The sequence below is a fragment of the Priestia veravalensis genome (genome assembly GCF_001457055.1).
GTDB lineage: Bacteria > Bacillota > Bacilli > Bacillales > Bacillaceae_H > Priestia > Priestia flexa.
Genome location: NZ_KQ758750.1, coordinates 1 through 2,850 on the forward strand (window position 1 = coordinate 1; position 2,850 = coordinate 2,850).

The window sequence follows — 2,850 nt, forward strand, 5'->3', positions numbered from 1 at the left end:
TTTTTTTTAATGTCCCCTCAAAGTCCACATGATTTTAGTGAAATACTCTTTTTAAATTTTATACTTTTATTAGTGTGTAAAGTAAGACAAAGAACCTGAAATTCTTTTGAAAATTAGATGAATAATATCCCTAAAATTAAAGTGAACGTTGCTGTAAAAGTTAGAAAAAGGATATTAAGTGATGGGGACGTAAAGGGGACATATAGCGATTTTCTTTGCTATCACGGTTTTGCTAGGCTTTGCCTAGCCTATCACACCCTGTGATAGCAAAAACCCCTTATGCTCTTCAGGAATTTAGAGAGGCGGCCACGTTATTTTGGAACGCTCACGAAAAAAAGGTTTTCTATGAGCAAAATGGCCGCCGGTGTTTTCGGCAGGAATAAACAAAAAAAGAAGGCATATCTATAGCATAAGATGGCTGTATGCCTCTAGTTTAAGCAGCCATCTTACTCTACGATTATGTCTCCTTTATAACGCAAAATCTTCTAATGTTCGATCAATCATGTCATCTGTAATCCCGATGTATCGGAGTGTAACAGACGGCGCCGAGTGGCCAAAGATTTGTTGCAACATGGCTACATCTTTTGTTCGTTGGTAGAAGTGATAGCCAAATGTCTTTCTCATGGTATGGGTACCGATGGCCCCTTTAATACCACACGCGCGTGCGGCGCTGTTAATGGTCCTCCAGGCCGTTTCTCTTCGAACGTGACTTGTACCCTTCCGAGAAGGGAAAAGAAGGTCAGAATCAGCCATATGACGCGTGTACTTTTCAATCTCTTGTTGAAGGTTATGTGGAATCCGGATTTTTCGTACATGCCCTGTCTTTTGTTCTCGAAAACGAAGATGATCGGCCGACCGAACATCCATAACCCTTAAAGGTAAAATATCGCTAATGCGTAGCCCAGAATTGATGCCAAAGACAAAAAGAAAATAATCACGATAAGATTTATGTAGTAAATGTTCTTTCATCATTCGAATCTTTTCTGGATCTCGAATGGGTTCAACGGTTTGCTGCCCTTTAATAAGCATAAACTCACCTCTCTATATATTCAGTATGTTACATTGAACTACGTCTATGTATTTAATATGTTGTATTGATTAGTTTATCATATTCAAAAATAAAGAAGAACCCTTATCTATCAAGGGTTCTTCTTTATTTTCCATCTGCGTTGAATGCAACATAGTGTTACTCATATTGCATTTACTGTAACAGATGAGGAGTTCCTAAATCTAAAAAGTGACTTAAGGGGTGGCATCAGGATTTTGCGGATTTACAACGGTAAGAATGCAAACCCAGTTATATCAAGGGATCTAAGGCATGTATCAATAGAGTCTACTCTATTGATATGGAATTAATAATAGGTAAAATAAGAGTTTTGAATGTATCATATGACTTGTCTCAAAACCCTTATCGTTGTTAAGTTAGCCTTTTTTTCTTCTCAGAATTGCTTAACGTTGTAAATCTGCATTTTCGGGACTGTACCCCTTCAATAAAATAAATGTAACAGAAGAGACTCCTGACCATGGTCAGGAGTCTCTTCTGTTTTTATCAAAAAATGATTAATATGTTTGTTTAGCAATAATATTTAAATTGAGTCAGTTTCGTTAATCAAATAAGAATGTTCAGCCTTCATTATCCTGTTAGTAAGATATCATTTAATAAAGCTAGTTCTACTTTGAAAGGATCATTAATTTTTCTAAGCTCACAATAACCAGAACTATAAATATGAATAATTTTAAATCTTGTACCACGATATAAAACTTCTTTATTAATTGACATACCTTCCCTCCAGATTCATTATCATAATTTGTTCAATCAACATATTAATCATTTTTTTATTTAAAATTCATCTGGAACAAAATTAGGTTACTTTTCCCCTTTTTATATATTTCGAAACCTAAATTCAAATAAAATTTTATTTACACTCGATTGTATGCATAATTTTTACTACTTTAAGCAAACTACTCAAGACGCCGTGAGGCATCTACAACTAACTTTCTTCTTTAGCAGAAAAAACTCCTCCCGCCTAAGGTAGTTTTTTCTCTTTTTAACTGTATATCGTATACAAAGTTAGTTAACATAATCCGCATTATCGGTAGCATTTTAATCTAATCGATTACATTCATAAGAACTTCACAGTCACAAAAACCACCTTGGTTTTGCAGAGCCTTTACAACTTTAGCTTTTTTGCTCACGGAGATGTGGGTATCTAGCCATTCTTTAGTGTAGAGAAGTGTATGGTCACACCCCTGTATGTCCACTTTTTCGTCCAGAAATGCTTCTAATGAACCCAGCTCCTCAGGTGATAAATCAAGTTCGTGCCACTTATTTGCTTGCTCTTTTAGTAGCACTAACTTCTTTACTAACTTTCTGTCTTTTTTGTTAAGAGTGACTGCATTTTGAAGTGCTGATAAAGCTGCTTTATAATTCAGTAGATATTCTTCAGCTTGAGACAACAACTGCCAAGCAAACGCATCTGTTGGATGCTGTTCAACATATTCTTTAAGTCCTTTTCTTGCTGCTAAAAGATGGGGAATTGCTTTTTTAGAAGGAGCTCTTCTTTGATAAGATCCTTGCATTGCTAGTTTTTGTCCTTTTATTAGTTCATCTTTTAATTCTAATAAACTATCCATTCAAATAGCTCCTTTTAAACAGTATTAAGAAACTAAAAATCCTTTATGTGATTTTCCCATATCCTTCAATATTCTTCAATTATTTTATGTATACTCTATGCATTTCTAGTTAACATAATCACTCTTTCCGGAACACATGAAAAAAACGAGCCCTTGATACACAAGGGTTCGTTTGCTTTTTAAATTTATGGTTTATGCAGCTTTTTATACATCGTT

Annotated in this window: 3 protein-coding genes; all 3 read right to left on the reverse strand. The window is 34.8% G+C overall.

Features of this window, described 5'->3' with window-relative positions:
- Window positions 1-468: 468 nt before the first annotated feature.
- The 3 genes from AS180_RS21080 to AS180_RS21085 all read right to left on the reverse strand — a co-directional run bounded on the left by AS180_RS21080 (window position 469) and on the right by AS180_RS21085 (window position 2,634).
- Window positions 469-1,029 (reverse strand): site-specific integrase, encoded by a 561-nt coding sequence (locus tag AS180_RS21080; protein ID WP_025908229.1) that lies wholly within the window; start codon window positions 1,027-1,029, stop codon window positions 469-471.
- A 604-nt stretch (window positions 1,030-1,633) separates the two neighbouring features.
- Entirely contained in the window at window positions 1,634-1,780 is a 147-nt protein-coding gene (locus AS180_RS23385; RefSeq protein WP_175384226.1) for a hypothetical protein, read from the reverse strand.
- Between the two features lie 329 nt (window positions 1,781-2,109).
- Window positions 2,110-2,634, reverse strand: coding sequence for a DUF2695 domain-containing protein (locus tag AS180_RS21085; RefSeq protein ID WP_047933934.1), 525 nt, complete (start codon window positions 2,632-2,634; stop codon window positions 2,110-2,112).
- Window positions 2,635-2,850: the final 216 nt, after the last annotated feature.